Annotated in this window: 24 protein-coding genes and 1 riboswitch; of the genes, 9 read left to right on the top strand and 15 right to left on the bottom strand. The window is 40.1% G+C overall.

The features are described 5' to 3' along the window. Positions 1 to 5 precede the first annotated feature (5 nt). From R6U77_RS16680 to R6U77_RS16700, 5 genes are all read left to right on the top strand, one after another. Positions 6 to 1397, top strand: coding sequence for an L-cystine transporter (locus tag R6U77_RS16680; protein ID WP_293920224.1), 1392 nt, complete (start codon positions 6 to 8; stop codon positions 1395 to 1397). Between the two features lie 252 nt (positions 1398 to 1649). Next, the gene (locus tag R6U77_RS16685) at positions 1650 to 2252 is read left to right on the top strand and encodes a hypothetical protein (RefSeq protein WP_319836516.1); all 603 of its coding nucleotides are present in this window, start codon (positions 1650 to 1652) and stop codon (positions 2250 to 2252) included. A gap of 640 nt (positions 2253 to 2892) precedes the next feature. Continuing rightward, positions 2893 to 3642 carry a peptidoglycan editing factor PgeF gene (gene pgeF / locus R6U77_RS16690; RefSeq protein ID WP_319836517.1) on the top strand — a complete coding sequence of 250 codons (750 nt, stop codon included), beginning with the start codon at positions 2893 to 2895 and terminating at the stop codon, positions 3640 to 3642. A gap of 111 nt (positions 3643 to 3753) precedes the next feature. Further along, a complete protein-coding gene (locus R6U77_RS16695; protein ID WP_293920232.1) occupies positions 3754 to 4092 on the top strand; it encodes a PadR family transcriptional regulator in 339 nt (112 codons plus the stop codon). Next, a complete protein-coding gene (locus tag R6U77_RS16700) occupies positions 4089 to 5084 on the top strand; it encodes a hypothetical protein (protein ID WP_319836518.1) in 996 nt (331 codons plus the stop codon). Before R6U77_RS16695 ends, R6U77_RS16700 begins: the two co-directional genes overlap by 4 nt. Here the strand turns inward: R6U77_RS16700 and R6U77_RS16705 are convergent. From R6U77_RS16705 to R6U77_RS16755, 11 genes are all read right to left on the bottom strand, one after another. Then, positions 5081 to 5701 (bottom strand): DUF3298 and DUF4163 domain-containing protein, encoded by a 621-nt coding sequence (locus R6U77_RS16705; RefSeq protein ID WP_319836519.1) that lies wholly within the window; start codon positions 5699 to 5701, stop codon positions 5081 to 5083. The two genes, R6U77_RS16700 and R6U77_RS16705, sit on opposite strands and share 4 nt — an antisense overlap. 171 nt (positions 5702 to 5872) lie before the next feature. Next, a complete protein-coding gene (locus R6U77_RS16710; RefSeq protein WP_319836520.1) occupies positions 5873 to 6538 on the bottom strand; it encodes a hypothetical protein in 666 nt (221 codons plus the stop codon). A gap of 4 nt (positions 6539 to 6542) precedes the next feature. Continuing rightward, on the bottom strand, positions 6543 to 7025 hold the full coding sequence (locus tag R6U77_RS16715) for an ECF transporter S component (RefSeq protein ID WP_319836521.1): 483 nt from the start codon (positions 7023 to 7025) through the stop codon (positions 6543 to 6545). A gap of 1 nt (position 7026) precedes the next feature. Then, on the bottom strand, positions 7027 to 7431 hold the full coding sequence (locus R6U77_RS16720) for a bifunctional adenosylcobinamide kinase/adenosylcobinamide-phosphate guanylyltransferase (protein WP_319836522.1): 405 nt from the start codon (positions 7429 to 7431) through the stop codon (positions 7027 to 7029). Further along, on the bottom strand, positions 7383 to 7973 hold the full coding sequence (locus R6U77_RS16725) for a histidine phosphatase family protein (RefSeq protein WP_319836523.1): 591 nt from the start codon (positions 7971 to 7973) through the stop codon (positions 7383 to 7385). Before R6U77_RS16725 ends, R6U77_RS16720 begins: the two co-directional genes overlap by 49 nt. Beyond that, positions 7946 to 8713, bottom strand: coding sequence for an adenosylcobinamide-GDP ribazoletransferase (gene cobS / locus R6U77_RS16730; protein ID WP_319836524.1), 768 nt, complete (start codon positions 8711 to 8713; stop codon positions 7946 to 7948). The genes R6U77_RS16725 and cobS overlap by 28 nt, the downstream gene beginning before the upstream one ends. Before the next feature lie 13 nt (positions 8714 to 8726). Then, the gene (locus R6U77_RS16735) at positions 8727 to 9260 is read right to left on the bottom strand and encodes a bifunctional adenosylcobinamide kinase/adenosylcobinamide-phosphate guanylyltransferase (RefSeq protein WP_319836525.1); all 534 of its coding nucleotides are present in this window, start codon (positions 9258 to 9260) and stop codon (positions 8727 to 8729) included. Between the two features lie 171 nt (positions 9261 to 9431). Beyond that, positions 9432 to 9986 (bottom strand): hypothetical protein, encoded by a 555-nt coding sequence (locus R6U77_RS16740; protein ID WP_319836526.1) that lies wholly within the window; start codon positions 9984 to 9986, stop codon positions 9432 to 9434. 137 nt (positions 9987 to 10123) lie between these two features. After that, positions 10124 to 10304: riboswitch (cobalamin riboswitch) on the bottom strand. A 38-nt stretch (positions 10305 to 10342) separates the two neighbouring features. Further along, positions 10343 to 10762, bottom strand: a complete 420-nt coding sequence (locus tag R6U77_RS16745; RefSeq protein WP_319836527.1) for a Fur family transcriptional regulator — start codon at positions 10760 to 10762, stop codon at positions 10343 to 10345. Continuing rightward, positions 10759 to 11604: a metal ABC transporter permease gene (locus R6U77_RS16750; RefSeq protein ID WP_293920261.1), complete on the bottom strand. Its 846-nt coding sequence runs from the start codon at positions 11602 to 11604 to the stop codon at positions 10759 to 10761. Before R6U77_RS16750 ends, R6U77_RS16745 begins: the two co-directional genes overlap by 4 nt. Positions 11605 to 11617: 13 nt before the next feature. Continuing rightward, the gene (locus R6U77_RS16755; RefSeq protein ID WP_293920263.1) at positions 11618 to 12364 is read right to left on the bottom strand and encodes a metal ABC transporter ATP-binding protein; all 747 of its coding nucleotides are present in this window, start codon (positions 12362 to 12364) and stop codon (positions 11618 to 11620) included. Between the two features lie 105 nt (positions 12365 to 12469). Here R6U77_RS16755 and R6U77_RS16760 point away from each other — a divergent pair, with 105 nt between their 5' ends. Next, positions 12470 to 12709 carry an isopropylmalate synthase gene (locus R6U77_RS16760; protein ID WP_293920265.1) on the top strand — a complete coding sequence of 80 codons (240 nt, stop codon included), beginning with the start codon at positions 12470 to 12472 and terminating at the stop codon, positions 12707 to 12709. An 85-nt stretch (positions 12710 to 12794) separates the two neighbouring features. On the opposite strand, the gene dacB is transcribed toward R6U77_RS16760, so the two are convergent. The 3 genes from dacB to R6U77_RS16775 all read right to left on the bottom strand — a co-directional run bounded on the left by dacB (position 12795) and on the right by R6U77_RS16775 (position 16582). Next, a complete protein-coding gene (gene dacB / locus R6U77_RS16765; protein WP_319836528.1) occupies positions 12795 to 14216 on the bottom strand; it encodes a D-alanyl-D-alanine carboxypeptidase/D-alanyl-D-alanine endopeptidase in 1422 nt (473 codons plus the stop codon). A gap of 162 nt (positions 14217 to 14378) precedes the next feature. Further along, complete coding sequence (locus R6U77_RS16770; RefSeq protein ID WP_319836529.1) at positions 14379 to 15266, bottom strand: deoxyribonuclease IV; 888 nt, start codon at positions 15264 to 15266, stop codon at positions 14379 to 14381. A 14-nt stretch (positions 15267 to 15280) separates the two neighbouring features. Beyond that, the gene (locus tag R6U77_RS16775; protein WP_293920274.1) at positions 15281 to 16582 is read right to left on the bottom strand and encodes a DEAD/DEAH box helicase; all 1302 of its coding nucleotides are present in this window, start codon (positions 16580 to 16582) and stop codon (positions 15281 to 15283) included. A 151-nt stretch (positions 16583 to 16733) separates the two neighbouring features. On the opposite strand from R6U77_RS16775, the gene vrrA reads away from it, so the two are divergent. The 3 genes from vrrA to R6U77_RS16790 all read left to right on the top strand — a co-directional run bounded on the left by vrrA (position 16734) and on the right by R6U77_RS16790 (position 18678). After that, entirely contained in the window at positions 16734 to 17177 is a 444-nt protein-coding gene (gene vrrA / locus R6U77_RS16780) for a VrrA/YqfQ family protein (protein WP_319836530.1), read from the top strand. A gap of 143 nt (positions 17178 to 17320) precedes the next feature. Continuing rightward, positions 17321 to 18289 (top strand): 4-hydroxy-3-methylbut-2-enyl diphosphate reductase, encoded by a 969-nt coding sequence (locus R6U77_RS16785; protein WP_293920280.1) that lies wholly within the window; start codon positions 17321 to 17323, stop codon positions 18287 to 18289. A gap of 230 nt (positions 18290 to 18519) precedes the next feature. Beyond that, a complete protein-coding gene (locus R6U77_RS16790) occupies positions 18520 to 18678 on the top strand; it encodes an aspartyl-phosphate phosphatase Spo0E family protein (protein ID WP_293920282.1) in 159 nt (52 codons plus the stop codon). 10 nt (positions 18679 to 18688) lie between these two features. On the opposite strand, the gene R6U77_RS16795 is transcribed toward R6U77_RS16790, so the two are convergent. Next, positions 18689 to 18886 (bottom strand): hypothetical protein, encoded by a 198-nt coding sequence (locus R6U77_RS16795; protein WP_293920285.1) that lies wholly within the window; start codon positions 18884 to 18886, stop codon positions 18689 to 18691. Positions 18887 to 18945: the final 59 nt, after the last annotated feature.

Consider the following 18945-nt stretch of genomic DNA (forward strand, 5'->3'; position numbering starts at 1 on the left):
CATTTATGGATTTCATCGTATTATTGAATGTCATCGTACTTATTGCTTTTATCGGTGTTTTATATGCCTTAAAGAAAAAACATGTTAAATTTTCAACACGCGTCTTTATCGCATTAGGCTTAGGTATTTTATTAGGGGCTGCACTGCAATTTATTTATGGCGCTGGCGCTGAGGAGCTTACTAACACGGTACCTTGGTACAACATTATCGGCACAGGCTATGTGAAGCTATTACAAATGATTGCAATGCCACTTGTGTTCATTTCCATCTTAGTTGCCTTTACGAAAATGAAGGTAGGCAAAAACTTCGGTAAAATGGCAGCTTTAATTTTAGCCATTTTAATTGGTACAACAGCTATTTCGGCTGCAATCGGCATTACAACAACAGCTATTTTTGATTTAGATGCAACACAAATTTTACAAGGTGATGAAGAGCTGGCTCGCGGTGAAGCGTTAGTAGAGCGCTCTGAAACATTAGCTGCGGCATCATTACCACAGCAAATTATCGAGTTATTCCCAGCGAATCCATTTGCTGATTTAACAGGGGCTCGCTCCACTTCAACAATTGCTGTTGTTATTTTCTCAGCATTTTTAGGCTTCGCTTATTTATCTGTTGCACGTAAAGAGCAGGAAATGGCCGCAACGATAAAAAAAGGCATTGACGCAATTTATGCCTTAATTATGGGGGTTGTACGCATTGTGCTTCGCTTAACACCATATGGCATTTTAGCGATTATGGCACGTACAGTAGCAACAAGTGATTATGGTGCAATTTATAATTTAGGAAAGTTCGTTATTGCATCATATGTTGCACTGCTTGTTGTCTTTATCATTCATTTACTTATCATTACATTAACAGGCTTAAATCCTGTCACATATGTGAAAAAATCAGCTGAAACATTATTGTTTGCCTTTACTTCACGTACAAGTGCAGGTGCTTTACCATTAAATATTCAAACACAAACATCGCGTCTAGGTGTACCTGAAGGGATTGCCAATTTCTCCGCTTCATTTGGCTTATCGATTGGGCAAAATGGCTGTGCAGGTGTCTACCCTGCTATGCTTGCGGTTATGATTGCCCCAACTGTCGGCATTAATCCATTAAGTCCTAGCTTTATTGCAACCGTTATTATTGTCGTTGCGATTAGCTCATTCGGTGTAGCAGGTGTTGGTGGTGGTGCAACATTCGCAGCTATTTTAGTGCTATCTGCTCTTGATTTACCGATTGCCCTGGCAGGAGTATTAATTTCTGTGGAGCCATTAATCGATATGGGACGTACAGCATTGAATGTTAGCGGCTCTATGACAGCAGGTGTAACAACAGCTCGTGTGACGGGAGAGCTTGATAAAGAGGTTTATGACACACCTTCTTCAACTAAACAATTAATCGATGCTTAAGCTTTATTAGAATTCAGTAGGTGTTTGAACATTCATTGAGTGAAGGGAATCGTTTTCTACTGAATCATGATAAATAACAGGCTGTCAGAGAAGCATGCTTATGCAGGACTTTTCTGACAGCTTTTCGCATTTTCACGAAAGTATGTCATCATGCTAGGAGTTTTCTACTGATTGTAGATAAATATATTGCATTAAAAATTGGAAACGATACAATAGTGGTAAAGATTAGTAAGTGGAGCGAGGTGAGGAAGGTTGTTTGAGACCATTACAGCAGAGAAAAGCTTATTATTTTTAAAAGATGACGTATTAGTCAATGAATTCAAAGCATTAGCAAATCAATTTTCGCAATTTCACACAGTTCCGCAAATAGGCATCGTAACGCCTAATGATGTTTGCATCAGTGCATTTAATATTTGGCTATTGCTTCAGCCCGATGAATATAATATTTTGGAAGCGGCTGAAAAAACGCTCTATTATTCTAGCAATTTTATTATTTTAAATGAATTAAGAAATGATCATTATTTTAAATTTATTAAAACATATCCAGATGCAGCTGCCGAGCTACACTTTGCAACAGCGATCTATCTTGCAGAGGCTTTAAATCAATGGCTCGCTGACATTTTAATTGCAGAGGCGCGTCAGGATATTATTATTCGCAATCGCCAACGCAGCTATTTTGAAATGCACACAAAAGAGGAAGATGCAGTACGCAAGTTTGTTGAAGATCAGGCAGCTATCGTCAAAATTATGATGCCTATTATTACAAAAGAAAACATATTGGAGCATTTAATTAAAAACAGCTATGATGCTGCAACAGCCCAATTAGCTAAAAAGAATATGACTGTAGAAAACTAAGAAAAGCTCAGGCATTAATCAAAAGCTGAACTATTGAAGAGACCATTGCAAAATGCTCTTTCATAGTTCGGTTTTCTTGATTTATTTGCGACTTCTCTGTTTTATTTGCGGTTTTCTCTAGTTTATTGGCGGTTTTCTCAATTTATTTGCGGCTTTCTCTAGTTTATTTGCGGTTCTCTCGATTTATTTGCGACTTTCTCTAGTTTATTGGCGGTTTTCTCAATTTATTTGCGGCTTTCTCTAGTTTATTGGCGTTTTTCTCAATTTATTTGCGACTTCTCTATTTTATTTGCGGTTCTCTCGATTTATTTGCGACTTTCCCTAGTTTATTGGCATTTTTCTCAATTTATTTGTGACTTCTCTATTTTATTTGCGGTTCTCTCGATTTATTTGCGACTTCTCTATTTTATTTGCGGTTCTCTCGATTTATTTGCGACTTTCTCTAGTTTATTGGCGTTTTTCTCAATTTATTTGCGACTTCTCTATTTTATTTGCGGTTTTCTTTGATTTATTGGCAACTTCTCTGTTTTATTTGCGACTTTTCCTACTTTTATTAGCTAGATTTGATTGATTGAATGATAAAAATAACTAGTCATCACTTATCATTTTCATTACACTAAATATAAGGGGTGACATTACGATGATACAATTTTATATAAATAACGAGCAGTTTTTAGCTGGTATAACATTAAAGGATAGCCATGAAGAATTGAATAATATGGCATTTTACACAACGGATAACCCGCAAGCGGTACTGACTAATCGGCAACGCTTAGCAGCAGAAATCGGCTATGCTATACAAGATTTTGTTTGTCCACAGCAAACACATAGTGCGACCTTCCAAAAGATTACCACACAGCAAAAAGGTAACGGTGCAGACAGTCAAGCTTCAGCCATTCCAGAAACCGACGCTCTTTATACATATGAGCGAGGCATTGTGCTGTCGATTTTCACAGCCGATTGTGTACCTGTCATTATTACAAATGAAGTTACGGGGCTTTGTGCTGTTATTCATAGCGGCTGGCAAGGGACAGTGAAAGAAATTACTGTGAAGCTGCTACAGCAATTAATCGCAGAGGGCAACAATCCATCTGATTTGCGTATACAAATCGGTATGGCGCTAAGCCAGCAACGCTTTGAGGTCGATGCGGATGTTTACGAGCAATTTCAAGCGCTTGGCTATGCGGATGATTTCAGCTACTTCCATGAGCCAACACAGAAATACCATATCGATAATCAATTGACAGTGCAGCAGCAACTATTGCTATCTGGTGTGCCACTTGAAAATATACAAATTGACCGCACTTGTACATACGATGCGGAACAAGGCTTCTCCTACCGCCAGCAAAGGGATTGTGGGCGACATTTAATCTTTGTTGTAAGAAAGTAAATAGATCGCATGGAATGGAATATTCCGTGCGATTTTTATTTTGTAAAGAATCACACATTGACGTACACCATACTATACTGTATTATACACAGTATATAAGGAGTTGATAAGATGAGCTCATTAATCGAGTCTTTTACAACAGAATTAAGACGCGGGACGTTGACATTAGCTGTGTTAAGTCAGCTCGAAACACCTCAGTACGGTTATTCACTTGTTGAACGGCTGGAGCAAGCAGGTGTTAGCATTGAACAAAATACGCTGTATCCTTTATTAAGACGCTTAGAAAAGCAAGAACTGGTGACGAGCAGTTGGGATACAAGTGAAAGCAGACCACGTAAATATTACGTGATTAGCGACTATGGTCGTGAAATTTTCGAACAGCTAAAGCTAGAATGGCTCACTTTAGCTACTGAATTAACTACTTTACTACAGGGAGGACATCAATCATGAGGTTAATTGAGGCTTATGTATATGAAGTAACACGCAGATTACCTAAAAAAGCTCGACATGATATAGCGCTTGAGCTTACATCAACAATTGAGGATATGCTACCAATAAATTATACGAGTGAAGATGTGCAGATTGTTTTAGAGAAGCTCGGCAACCCTGCTGATTTTGCAGCAAATTACCGAGACGAGGAACGCTATTTAATTGGTCCCTCACTTTATGATTCATATATCGATACAATCAAACTCGTATTGCCTTGGGCGCTCGTTATTGCGCTTGTTGTTCAGGCGATTCAAAGCTTTTCCTTGCTAGATGGGGAGCAAGTTATGTTGACAATGCTGTTGGAATTTATTAGCTTCAGCATTCCAGGCTTAATTGGTGTGGCACTACAAGTTTTATTTTGGATTACGATTACCTTTGTTATTTTAGAGCGCAGTGGTGTAAAAAAAATACAGCATGGTGAGGAATGGACAATTGATGCATTACATGCTGTACAAATTATTCCTGATAGCAAACGTATTTCTATTGGTGAAATAGTAGTGGAAGCCGTTTGGATTGTTATTTTAACAGCTGGTTACTTAACAGCGGAGCATTTTATCGGTGTTTATCAAAAAGCTGAAGGCGATCATTTATTGTTAATGACACCTATTTTCCAGCAGCAAACATTGCTTGCCTGTCTGCCACTTTTATTGCTTGCTGTAGCACTAGAAATAGCGCTGCTTTTATATAAACTCAAGCAGCGCGCATGGACGATGAATATAGCCATTGCCAATCTTATCGTTAAGCTTATTACAACGATTATCAGTATCATTATTATTAGTCATGATAATCTAATCAATAACGAGCTAGCCCCCTATTTAGCTACTATTATGCAGACAGCACCCGCAAAAATAGAGCAAGGAATTAGCGCTATTATTTTTGCGACAATCATCATAATCATTATTACAGCTTGTATCGATATCTACAAAGGCTGGCACAAGGCGAAGGAGCATTAATTCCCTGCTATCATTCGCCCAAGTGGCCCATCCTCTACGATGATATCTTCAATGTCGTACACCGAAATTGGGAACATTGGCAAGCCATAATAATACGGTGCTAAGTCATATAATTGGAAAAATAAAACGAGCGTTTTGTCCGCAATATAGAAAAATTGATTCGGCTCAATTGCCGTAAATGGCTCTATAGTTGGGATATCACGCTCTTTAATTTGCGCCTGCACATGCTTCGATAAAACACTTACATAAGCGCTATCAGGCTTAAATAAGTCCTTTAGCTGGCACAGCTGCCCCTTTTTCAAGTCAAATGTCAATGGTTGCACGTATGTCATTCCATGTGCTGCATGATAAAAATAAACGTAGTTTGATAGCGTTAAGCTAAACACATCACGTTGATTATTTTTCAGCTCATATGTGCCAAGCATTTGCTCAATCGTGGACGGCAAATCTCCCGCTTGTTTGTTGATAAGCTGCTGTGTTTCATGTGCAATCGTTTGGTTAATAAAAAATTGCAATGACGGATTGTGCATTTGTACAGCCTGAGGGTAGTAAATAATTTGCTGTGGCGATTTCTGCACAGTATGCGTTTGCGTTGTAATTGGAAATGTAAAAGACAAGAAAACCAACTCTTTCTTTGTTTTTCCACATTGTATGCGTGAGTTATGCTTATGCTACATATGTGGTAAAAGTTTATGAGCGATTTCTTGTCTTATTTGATCACTTTTTGAATCTATTTGATCACTTCCCGAGCCTATTTGATCACTTTTCCCTGTTATTTGATCACTTCTCTACCCTAAGCGATAAATCGGTGTTGAAATTTCCTTATACAATCTGGCAATATCTGCTTCAAGCACCGCAACAAGCACCGCTGTTGCTGGCCCAGCCGAGCTTGCCATATCTAGCTCACAGCTAAGCGCTTGCCCAGTAAATGCAGTGATTTCTGTGCCAATCCCCTTTGAGCCACATGGCCATATTGCTTGAATAATACCAGCTTGCCATAACGTATAAAGCTCATGTAGGCTCGCTATATCCTGCATATGCTCCATCACCTGCTGTCCTACTAGTGGTTGCCCAATGACAAAATAATGGCAGTTCTCTGTCGTTGGTTCCAAAAGCTTTTTCCCTACCATCGTCAAGCTGAAGCCTGACTGCAATGCTGAGAAATTTGATTCTGTTGACCCTGTAATCGGGGGTAAAGCTTTTCCTATTTCATCAAATTGACGCTGACAGCCCTTTACATAGTCATCCCATGCAGCATCACCTGTAAAGTTTGCGAGTAGTAAATGACTTGGCTCTGCACCTGCACACCATTGCTCTAACAGCGTGACACGCGTCGCAAAATAGGCGACAATTTCATTTGGTACTTTTACTATATCCGCCTCTTTTTCACCGATACAGCCTGCATTGTCGATTGTTAAAATAATATTTCCATCAATTTGTATGGCATTTCGCATCGTGCTATCCCTCCACTTTCACGCGCTGTAGAAGTGGGGCACAGAGCCATGCCACAACGATGTTGATAGCTGTCGCAAGCAATAAATTCGGCACTGCAGCTATAAAAAAGGCTGGTGAAATTAAAAAATAAAATGGCAATGTGGCAAGCACACCGTTTGCAACCAACGTCCAAAGCCACTTTATTTTATCAAAGCCCTTCTTATGTAAATAGGCAAACACTAAAATAATCACAAACATTTCCAATGCAATAATTACATGCAAGGGACCAAGTGGCATACCTGAGCTGACTGCTGTCGCTATATGGCCTAAAGTGCCAGTAAAGCCTGCATAAATTGGTGGTAATACAAATGCGGCTAATAGTGCGGGAGCTGAATCGAGCGCCGCTGAAGCCGTCGCTGAAACAGGAATTTTTACAAGTCCACCTATTGCACATAATGCCGCCAATAACGCAGTTAAAACAAGATATCGTAAATTTGCCTTCGTCATTTTATGTCTCCTTTATTACTTGTGGAATGCCATACCAAATACGTGTCACCTGATGGCTATAGGCAAACATCGCTTGATATAGCCTCCCGCATGTATCGCGTAAAAATCGCTGCTCTTTGTCAAGTGGGACAATGCCTCGCCCCATATCTGTGCAAACACAGACAAGTGTTGCCACCTTATCCAGCTGCCCTAGCTTCTCCATCAACTGTTCTACTACTTCATCCTCGGTTAAGTGTATGAGCTGTTGAACAAGCTGCTCGAAGCGTCCAACAATGACAACATCTTGTGTAGTAAAAGCGGAACTTTCAGGGATTTCTCCTTCAAAAACATACTGTCTGTAGCTTTGATAATACTGTTTCACATACTTTCGCTTGCCATTATAGGCACCTCCGATGTAGATGTGCATCGCTCTCCCTCCTTCCATGCAGAAAAATGTGACCACGTACAGCTATATATCGTCGAATGCTCTGCATAAACGCTATTAAATGGATGCTGTAAAAACTTCACAAGCAGCAAACGAATTACCCCTCCGTGCACAACGAATGTATAATCACCTGGCATAATAATAATTTGCTTCATTGCTCTCTCTACACGCGCTGTAAAATCGATAAAGCTTTCCCCATCTGGTGGTGTTACTTGCAATGGATCAGCCAACCACTTTTGATAAAGTGGATAATCCTTCAATTCCTCATATGTTTTCATTTCAAACTGTCCAAAATGCAGCTCTCGTAAATCAGCATTCGCCTTATAAGGCACATATGGGAAATAGCATGCTGCTGTTTGTCGGCATCGCTGCAAATCGCTTCCATAAACAATAGAGGGCCGCACTGTCAGCTGCACTGGCGTTAAAGGTAAGATTGGCTCATCCGTATGCCCAATATATTTGCGTTCAACATTTGCCTTCGTTTTGCCATGTCGAATTAAATGAATAGTAATAGCGTCCCCCATAATAGTAGCTCCATCCCTTCATAAAGAGCTCCAAGCAAATCGCCTGTCATGCCGGCAAAATTTTTCTTGGACCAGTGTCGATAATACAATACACCTAGCAATGCTACACTGTATAAAATAAGTAGTGACCATTCACCTGTGTACAAAGCATAACCAATAACTAGCATGCTATAAATAGCGCAGACAATGCCTACAGTTCTTTGCTGCACACGCTCCTTAAAATAAGCCGCAAGACCTGTCGTTTTAGCGCTGTTCATTGTCATGAAATAGAGTAACATAGCGAGGCGAGCTAGCAATGGAACTGCTATAAAATACAGCATATCCACCTCGCGCAATAGCGCCTCATACAAAAAGGCAATTTTCAATAGTAATAGACTGACAACAGCTAACACACCAAATGCCCCAACACGTGGATCATCTAAAATTGTTAAACGCTTTTCCTGATCACGATATGAAAAAAAGGCATCGCTTGTGTCGATAAAGCCGTCTGTATGTATACCACCAGTGACAGCAATCATTACGATTGTTAAAATAATGGCAACCACTAATGGCGACAAGTGAAGCCAGTGTTGATTGAGCTGCAAAAAGCCAATTGTAGCTGCACCTGTCAGTAAGCTTAAAAGGGGCATAATGGCATACATCGCTGTCACGTTTTGATTTGTTAAAGGCAGCTCTCGTTTAATTGGCACTGCGCTAAAAAACTGTAGGCAAAGCAATATTCCTGTATAAAAATGCTTCAATTGAATCTCCCTCCTACTTCCAGCGCATGCTCCGTTGATGGTCAATTTCATAGGCTTCATCACAGCTTTCAACAATCCATTGATGCAGCTCCCCTAATAGTTGCCTATAGCGCTCTGTTTCTTCATAAATGGATGCTGGCTCATCCAAAACCTCATTGGAAACAAGCAATAACGTCATGCTTTGTTGCTGTGTCGTTGCAACATATTGCTTCCACATTTCGATATGCTCCTCAATATGATGAGGTGCCTTGTATAAAACATTTGCTAGCCATGTCGTTAAACAGTCCCATAAAATAACGGCATCGTGCTCTAGCATTTGTAGCCCCTGTGGTAAAGTATCTGGCACCTCCAACGTGTGCCAAATCACGCCACTCTTTTGACGGTCTGCTTGATGGCGCGCAATTCTTGCCTGCATTTCTCTATCGAATGCGACACCTGATGCAATATATGTAAGTGAGCGCCCTTCAGCAAGCTTTTGTGCGTAGCGTTCTGCAAAGGCACTTTTGCCACTGCGCACACCACCTGTGATAAATATTAATCGTCCCATATATGGTCACCTGCTATATGTGAATTAGAATAGCTGCCAAGCAATGTTGCCTGACAGCTATGTTACATTATATCTTATTTAAAAAGCTCTGGGTATACTGTTTCTTCCTTTGTCCCACATGCTGTTCATAATAAAACTACCGCTAATGGCTTATACCATTAACAGTGAATTTTATGATGCGTCCTCTTTTCGCTTTTTCATTGGATATGATTTCGTAATAAACTCAATTTCCTCGTGTCCGCTCATTTGGTTGACATAAACCGCCATGACGAAAAATACGTTTGCCAGCAGCCCTAAATAGTCAAATAAAATTTCTGGCACATCGCGCTCCTCGCTTACTTTATGTAATGCACGGAAGGATTTTTTCGCTTCGCTACGGCATACATGTAAACGTGCTGCTGCCTCTACTCCTTGCGGTAAAACGAAGCGATCAATTTGCTCTTTTGTATGTGCTACATAAAAATCGTAGCGATCGCTTAAAAACTGCAGGTCCTCTTCTGTAACAGCAAGCTTGCCACGCACAGAACCGTTCACATGATAGGCCATCGGGTGTAGCTTCTCTAAATCTTCACGCACAATTTGTACATTGTCCCCCTCTAATGTAGGAAAAACCGTACCAATACTTGTTGTTAATGAGTCTGTACGAATTTCAAAATCAACTAAACAGCTTGCCTCACGCATAAATGGGTAGCAAATATAGCGCATATCTTTCTTTACCAAGTCCATCTCCTCCTTTTTCGTTTGAATAAGCTTTCATCGGAAATGAAAAAAGCCACCCGTCAGAATGGGTGGCAGAAAATTGTTTACAAAGCAAATGATGCAATATTCTATTGCCGTGCATTCTCTTTAGTTCCGAAGAGTATTATGACGATTAGAAAAAGATAGGTCTCCTGGCTCGTGCTGTTTTCTCCTGCGAAAGCCTTCCCATCTCAAGGACAGTGGCATGATTTCACGTTACAAGCACATACAGTTACGGACATAGCTTCGGCATCTCACCGAATTCCCTTACATCTTTTCCTTGCAAGCATTATTCAATTAGTTAATAATCTATCATATTTTTGAGCATTTTTGTAGTATGACATCTAAATTGTATTCAAACAATCTGGGCACTTTCCATACACTTCAAATTTATGTGCCTCTACTTCAAAGCCTGGCAAGCTGCCACCGAGCAAATCCATCGGGCATAATGACAATTCCTTTACGCTACCACATTCACGGCAAATGAAATGATGGTGGTGGTGCTCTGATTCACAGTGCATGCGGAAATTGCGCTCGCCCTGCATTTCGGTTTCTTCCAAAATATCTAGCTCAACAAATGTCGCTAAATTGCGATAAATCGTATCAAAGCTCATCCCTGGAAAGTCTTTTTTCAACACATCCAATAAATCACGAGCCGTTAAATATTTGTCTGTTTCCTCAAACATTTGTAAAATGAGCTCTCGTTTATCGGTTTTTTTATAGCCATTGTCCTTTAAAATTTCCCATGCTCGTGTTAAATTCATTGCGCAACCTCCTGAACTTTTATTTTCTTTCCAACAATCACGCATAATAAAATGATAATAGACGTTACAACAATTGTTCCACCTGGTGCTAAATTTAAATAAAAGGCACTAACAAGCCCAATAATAACCGCAAGCTCTCCAAAGACAATTGCATAAATGATTGCCTGCTTAAAGCCTTTCGCTAAACGCATTGCTGCTGCAACAGGCAACGTCATCAGGCTCGATACAAGCAAGATCCCAACGATGCGCATGCTTGCTGCAATGACAAGTGCAACGACGACCATAAATAGTAAATGAATCCATTTCGCAGGTAGCCCACTCGCCTTTGCATATTCCTCATCGAAGGATAAGACGAATAGTTCCTTGAAAAATAATAATAAAAAAATAATAACAACGCCTGCAATTGCAAGCACTACCCATAAATCCTGACGCGATACAGCCGAAACAGAGCCAAATAAATAGCTCATTAAATCGGTGTTAAAGCCGCTTGCTAACGAAATAAAGATGGCACTGATGCCGATTCCTCCCGACATAATAATCGGAATCGCAAGCTCCTCATAATGCTTATAAAGACGGCGCAAACGCTCAATTAAAATCGAGCCACTAACCGATGCAAGTATTCCTAAATAAATCGGATTTAATAAAGCCATCGCCGCAAAGCTTTGACTTATATATAAGCTCCCAGCAATTCCCGCTAATGTCACATGTGATAAGGCGTCTGCGATGAGCGACAGCCTGCGTACAACAATAAAGACGCCGAGCAACGGGGCAATGACCCCGATAATCAGCCCTGAAAAAAAGGCATTTTGTAAAAATTCATATCGTAAAATTGCTTCAATCATTTCGCTACATCTCCTAGTGAATCTTTCGTACTTTATGCCCGTACCAAGCATCTAGCGTTTGCTCTGAAATATCATCAAATTCGTTTTTATAGCCATGGAAATGAATCGTTTTATTCAAGCATGCAACATGGCTAATATGCTCTGAGACGATATCGACATCATGTGTGACTAAAATCATCGTAATTTGTCGTTCCTCGTTTAGCTTAACGAGCATATCATAAAACGATTGCACATTTTCGTGGTCAATTCCAACGGTTGGCTCATCTAGTATAAGTAGCTTCGGCTCCGCAATTAAAGCCCGCGCAATGAACACTCGCTGCTGCTGTCCTCCTGATAATTGTCCGATATTGCGTGTTGCAAAGCTTTCCATGCCAACAGCCTGCAGTGCTTCTATGACAAGCTGATCAACATTTTTCGGATAGCGTTTGAATAAGCCGACTTTTTTGGTTAAGCCACTTTTCACAACTTCCTCAACTGTTGCAGGAAAGCCTGAATTAAAGGAGTTGGATTTTTGTGACACATAGCCAATCCACTCATGCTGCTTAAAGGCTTGAATCGGTTCACCAAAAAGCTCTATTTCTCCTTTTGTTGGCTTTAATAAGCCAAGAATAAGCTTTAATAACGTCGATTTGCCAGAGCCGTTTGGACCAAGTAATGCTAAAAAATCCCCCTCCTGCACTTGGAAAGAAATATCGTTTAATGCCTGTGTTTCATCGTATTGAAATGTTACATTTCGTAACTGGATAATTGGTTTTGTCATATTTATTCTCTTCTTTCTAATTCAAAATCATTACGATTTACAATTTGAAAGTATAGTGGATTTTTAGCCATTTGTAAAGGTAATACACCTCGAAAGGATGAATAAATGAGTCAGATGGAGTTAGTTCGTTTCTTTATGTCAGCAAATGATGCCGAGATACAACGGTTTATGAGGAAAAAAACAGGTGTTGAATTATCGCTAAGCGAAATACAGCAGCTTCGCCCACTTCTTGCAAGCGCCAATATGAGCTGGCTATTAAGCGGTGTCCCGAAGGACGTTTTGAAGCGTGTAGATAAAGTGATTGGCAAGGAAAAAAGAAAAGCATTAATGCGCCTGCTTGATTGATGAGCAAATCATTACTTTTTAACTAAATTAAAGAAACAGTTGTCTGAAAAGCAGCGTCATACATTGCTTTTCAGACAGCTCCTCCTTAATAATTTTGAATAATGGATTCTACTAAACGGTCAATTTGCTTGATTGCCTGTGCATTTTTGTGATCCGTCATAATGGCAAAGGCATATTGGCGACCGCTTTTTGCTGTGACGTAGCCCGATAATGTATAGACATTTGTAATGCTACCTGTTTTCGCTACGACACGTCCACGCAATACATTTGTATCAAAGCGTGTGCGTAAAGAACCTCCAACAAGACGACTTGGCTGCCCTCCAATTGGTAAGCCCTGATAAAAGCTTGAATACATTGCCTGCTGCTGCATCGTTGTTAGCAATGCTGTCAATTCATTAGCCGATACACGATTCACATGAGACATACCTGATCCGTCTTCAAAGCGCCATTGTGATACATTTAAGCCTAACGATGCTACATAGTCACGTAAAACTGCTACCCCGTTTTCTGTAGTGCCAATGCCATGTACCTCACGTCCCATCGTTTTGACAAGTATGTCTGCGATACTATTGTTGCTCAGCTTCATAAACACAGGATAGAGCTTATGTAATGGCAACGATTCCTTTGTATATATTTTACGTGCTGTTGCTGGTACTATTTTGCGTCCAACCGATGGATTTGTAACATTTAATGCGGCTGTTTGCCATGTAGTGCGAATAGCATGCAGCGTATTCATTGTTGGATCTTGCAATGTCACCCATTTTTTCACTGTACTTCCTTGCGGGATATTGCCTGTTATCACAACTGTGCTTGAGCCATATTGCCTTTTCACGCTTAACGTATTTTTGCTTGTTTTCGCTCCTGTACGTGCTTGATTGACGAATTTCATGCCACTTGTATTTGGCAGAACAGTAAAGCTCGGTGCTTTTTTCACTGTATTACCTGTTACTTGTACAATGACCGTTCCTGCATCATAATCCGCATTTGGCGACATCGTTAAGGCAGAAATTCTTGCCGCATAATATTCTGTTTCGTCTTGTTTGACAATGCCTGGTGTTAATACGCTACCACTAAATGCACTGTCATCCCCATATAAATGCCCCTGTACTTGGCGAATTCCATAACGTTTCAGCACTTTTGCAAACGTCAAAAAGTCCTGCTGCTGTAATGTCGGGTCTCCCCCACCTTTTATATAAACATCCCCATACAATGTACCATCTATAATATCACCATCAATATAAAGGTCTGTTGTAAACGTATAATCCTTTCCTAATACGTGTAATGCTGCGCTGCCTGTTAATAGCTTTATCGTTGATGCAGGCTTCATTAGCGCTTGCCCATTATGCTCATATAGAATATTGCCCGTTGTTAAGGAACGCAAGGAGACACTTGTGTTAGATTTACCTAAATTTTTTGTGACAGCCTGGTCTAGCACATGTGCATTTGTCGTAAGCGGCAAGCTAATGAACAAAATGAGCACGAGGAAAATTTGCATTAGCTTTTTCATATTATGTAGCTCTCCTATTTAAATTTATTTGCGCTTTTTCATTCATTATCTGCGAATTTTTTTAAAATATCTGCGCTTTTTGGTAACTTATCTGCGAATTCTCTCAACATATCTGCGTTTTATAAAAAAAGCTGCTTGGCAATTGCCAAGCAGCCTCTCTTTTTATCCACGCATTGCATCGATTAATGCTGGACGGAATTCACCATCACGTAGCATCGCAATTTCATGTAAATATGGCGCTGCTTTCGTTTTTGCATCTACACCTACGAAAGGTGTTTCCAGTATTTTAGGTATATGCATTAGCTGGTTATGATGAACAATCGATTTTAATACATCAAAACCAATTTCACCAAAGCCGATATTTTCGTGGCGGTCTTTGGCAGCACCACGCACGTTTTTTGAGTCATTAATATGCAATACCTTTAAACGATCTAACCCAATAATTTTATCGAAGTCATTTAATACACCATCAAAATCCTCAACGATATTATAGCCTGCATCATGCACGTGACAAGTGTCAAAGCAAATCGACAAGCGTTCGTTATTTGTCACACCATCGATAATTTGCGCAAGCTCTTCAAATGTACGACCACATTCGCTGCCTTTGCCAGCCATCGTTTCTAGCGCAATTTGCACAGGATAATCCTGTGTTAGCACTTCATTTAAGCCTTCTACAATTTTCGCAATACCTGCCTCCGCACCTGCCCCAACATGTGCTCCTGGATGCAAGACAATTTGCGTCGCTCCGATTGCGGCCGTTCGTTTAATTTCCTCTTGTAAGAAATCGACGCCAAGACGGAATGTTTCAGGCTTTGTCGTGTTGCCAAGATTAATAATATACGGTGCATGCACGACAATATTTTGCATGCCATGCTCCTGCATATGCGCTAAGCCTGCCTCGATATTGAGCTCCTCGATTGGCTTGCGACGCGTATTTTGCGGTGCACCTGTATAAATCATAAATGTATTCGCATCATAGCTAAGCGCCTCTTCACTAGCACCTAGTAGCATTTTTTTGCCGTTCATCGATACATGTGAACCTAATAACATTTGTTTGTAGCCTCCTATTTCTTACCTCTGTTTTTCAAGCGGCGCTCACGTTTTTTAATTTTTTCCATTTCCCATTTCATGTTGCGCTTATAGCCTGGTTTTACTTTTTTCGGCTTACGCACAAGCGCTTTCGCTTTCACATCAATTTCATTTTCCTGTTTAACGCGGTTTTTACGTTGATGGCGATCCTTTAAATCAATCCATTCACCATTTTTAATATCTTTTTGCTCAAACGGGATGCCCATTTTCTCTACACGTACTAATGCATCCTCATCCTCTGGCTTGAACAAGGTAATCGCTGTCCCTTTATTGCCAGCACGCGCTGTACGACCAACACGGTGAATAAAGAACTCTAAATCCTCAGGAATCTCATAGTTAATAACATGTGAAATACCTTGAATATCGATACCGCGCGCTGCTAAATCAGTCGCTACGATAAATTGGAACTCTAAATCACGAATTTGCTTCATCATTTTTTTACGGTCACGTGGGCTTAAATCACCATGAATTTGTCCTGAACGAATTCCTTGCTCCGCTAAATAGCCTGCTACATGCTCCGCTGTTTTACGCGTATTACAGAAAATAACCGCTAAAAACGGGTTGATGCTTTTAATAACTTCAACTAAGCGTGTATCACGCGATTTTGAACGCACAGGAACAAGATAAAAATCAATATTTTCCGCTACCGGTCGCTTATCGTTCATATGAATATGAACAGGTGAATCCATATATTTCTTTAAAAATGGCTGTAGCTTTTCAGGAATTGTTGCCGAAAAGACAAACATTTCGAGATTTTCAGGCATGTGGCTCGCAAAGCCATCGATATCTTCAATAAAGCCCATATCAAATGCTAAATCTGCCTCATCAACGACAAGCAGGTTCGCTGTATGCACTAACAAAGCATTTTCCTTCACTAAATCTTTGATGCGTCCTGGTGTGCCAACAACGATATGTGGCTGTGTTTTTAATTTGTCGATAGAACGCTGCTTATCCGTCCCACCAATAAATAATTTTGCTTGAATACTTGTACCTTCTACAAGCTGCTGTAGGGCATCGAAAATTTGCTGTGCAAGCTCACGTGTTGGTGATGTAATCACCGCCTGTACTTCTTGCTTTTCCTCATTTAAACGTTGGACGATTGGAATTAAAAAGCTATGCGTTTTTCCCGTACCTGTATGTGCTTGTCCAATTGCACTTTTTCCTTTTAGTACAAGTGGTATCATTTCCTTTTGAATCGGTGTTGGTTCAACAAAGCCTAATTTAGCAACGGCGTCCTGCAAAAAAGGTTTTAATTGATAATCTGTATATTTTGACATAATCGCTCCTCCTTAAATCTTTACTATTGTAACATGAAACAGGTCCTTACGTGTTGTATCAAGTGGATTTTTTTCAAGTCGAACCGATACAATCGCCTTTGCATATGATAAGATATCATCTATTTTATGTGCAGATAGAAAGGAGAGTTTTATGCGCCCGTTCCCGTATTTCCAAATGCCAACGCCTTACCCTGCTGCACCTCCCTATGCTTTTATGCCGAGAGGGTTCTCACCGATGATGCGCATGCCATCAGCTATACCAATGGGGATGCCGATGCAGGCTGCTCGTATGGCTCAGGCTGCACAAACAGCCGCTTCAGCACCAAAATGGGAAACCTTCTTACAAACGGCTAATAGCTTTATGGATAATGCACAAAAATTTACCCCTTACGTGCAGCAAGCAGCGCCAATGATTAAAAATTTACCTGCGCTTTGGCGAATGTACCGCGGCTTCCGCAGCCAGCCAAGTGAGTCGAGCACCATTCGTGCACCGCGTGAGGAAATGAACTTTAGCCTAGACAGCTCAAGCAAACCGATTGAACGTCAAACACGCCCTTCTGTACCAAGAATTTATCAACCACCATTTGAGTTTTAACAATGCCAATATTTAAAATTGTTCCTAACAGAGAGGTGATGCAGATGCTCGCTTTTCTGTTAGCTCTCTTTTAAAACGAACTTTTGTATTCACTAGACGTCATTTGCTATAATAGGACTAGTAAAGCGAAAGGAGTTTGAACAATGAAAGTAATTAAAATAAATCCACGTGGTTATTGCTATGGCGTTGTTGATGCAATGGTCATCGCTCGCAATGCTGCATTAGATAAATCATTGCCTCGCCCTATTTATATTTTGGGTATGATTGTTCATAATAAACATGTAACAGATGCTTTTGAAAAAGATGGCATTATTACGCTTGATGGGGAAAATCGGAAGGAAATTATTGAAAAGGTGGACAAAGGTACGGTTATTTTTACCGCACATGGCGTATCACCTGAAATACGTGAAATTGCGAAGCGCAAAGGACTTATCTCCATTGATGCTACTTGCCCAGACGTAACGGTTACACACGATTTAATTCGCGAAAAGTCCGCAGAGGGCTACGATATTATTTATATTGGTAAAAAGGGCCATCCAGAGCCTGAAGGGGCAATTGGTGTGGCACCTGAGCACGTTCACCTTGTTCAGTCTGTTCAAGATGTAGAGCATTTAAATTTAACAAACGAAAAATTATTAGTAACAAATCAAACGACGATGAGTCAATGGGATGTTGCTACGCTAATGGAGCATTTGCAAAAAAAATTCCCACATATCGAAGTGCATAAGGAAATTTGCCTTGCAACACAGGTGCGTCAAGAGGCTGTCGCTGAACAAGCAGGTGTGGCCGATTTACTAATCGTTGTTGGCGACCCAATGTCAAATAACTCAAATCGCTTGACACAAGTATCAGAAGAAATTGCACATACAAAGTCATATCGTATCGCCGATATTAGCGAGCTTAAGCTAGAATGGCTTGAGGGTATTGATACAGTTGCTGTAACAGCAGGTGCTTCAACACCAACGCCCATTGTGAAGGAGGTCATTGTCTTTTTAGAAAAATATGACCCAAATGATGCAGCGACACATGAGATCATACGAACTGTTACACTTGATAAAATTTTACCAAAAATTAAAGAGCCAAAGCCTGTAGAAAAAATTATGCCATATTAAAAATAAGCTGTTGAAGGAAATAAAAACCACCTTCAACAGCTTTTTTGTATATTCGACAAAACGCTTCGACATTTCTTGCAATCACTTACCTAAAAAGCTATGTAGTTATTCAACCACTCCATATTTGTGACAAATTTGTGAACTTATAATTCTGCCCACAATGCGACATTATTTTTACCAATTGTGATATACAATACAGGTATCAATCAAAATTAAGGAGTTCCATCATCATGTTGAAACACTTTTTCCAAAAAATCATCTTAAAATGTAGAATCGAATTTAAAAGAAAACAAATGTATAAAATTGCAAAAGACCTAGGCTATACACACCCAAAAGTTGTTGAATCAAGCCAGCAGTTAGATACATTGCTCAATAGCTACTCCAAATAACGGATTATGCTTACTGCTGTGCTCGTTTGCGCTCTTTTCGATATTCTGTAAAACGCAGCACACTACCACCAATTGCAAACGCCATGCCAATCGCAATAAAAATAACGCGCATTGTTGTCGATGTCGTTGGCAATATATTAAAGATGGTTGCTAACACAACAAATAAACCAGAGATTGATACTAAATAACCAGCTAAACCTACACTCATATATTTCACCTCACGTCAAATTTTATCGTGCTCTACTAGAAATTGCAAACATACTAATA

Source organism: Lysinibacillus louembei (assembly GCF_033880585.1).
GTDB lineage: Bacteria > Bacillota > Bacilli > Bacillales_A > Planococcaceae > Metasolibacillus > Metasolibacillus louembei.